Here is a 358-nt window from a genome sequence, read left to right as displayed (position 1 = left end):
CAGCCAGACCATTCTGACGGGGATAAGATCCGAGCTTCCGCAGCATGGCCGAGGCCGTCACGGTTCCACTCCGAATGGATGTGACCAGACGCAGCAGGTCGTCCCAGTGGGCCGCAACATGATCGGTATTGATCGGGTCACCGGCCATTCCACTCAGGAGATCACCGGGGCTTTGATCTGGAAACAGGTGAAGTTTCCGCTCTTTCAGATCCCGTATCCTGGGCGCAAATCGATAACCAAAGAAGGGCATCAGCCCGAAAACATGATCCGATGCCCCACCCGTGTCGGTATAATGCTCTTCAATGGAAAGCCCGTTGGCATGATACAGCAGCCCATCCAGAACATAGGGTGCTTCACC

Annotated in this window: 1 protein-coding gene; it reads right to left on the bottom strand. The window is 55.9% G+C overall.

Features of this window, described 5'->3' with window-relative positions; genetic code table 11:
- Nucleotides 1-358 (bottom strand): Tn3 family transposase (locus KP705_RS21915; protein ID WP_215765523.1); only part of this gene is annotated, 358 nt, incomplete at both ends.

This window comes from Gluconobacter sp. P1D12_c (assembly GCF_018812105.1).
Lineage (GTDB): Bacteria > Pseudomonadota > Alphaproteobacteria > Acetobacterales > Acetobacteraceae > Gluconobacter > Gluconobacter oxydans_A.
Note: the sequence above shows the minus strand (reverse complement) of the source record. Positions and strands in the feature narration are given on the sequence as shown.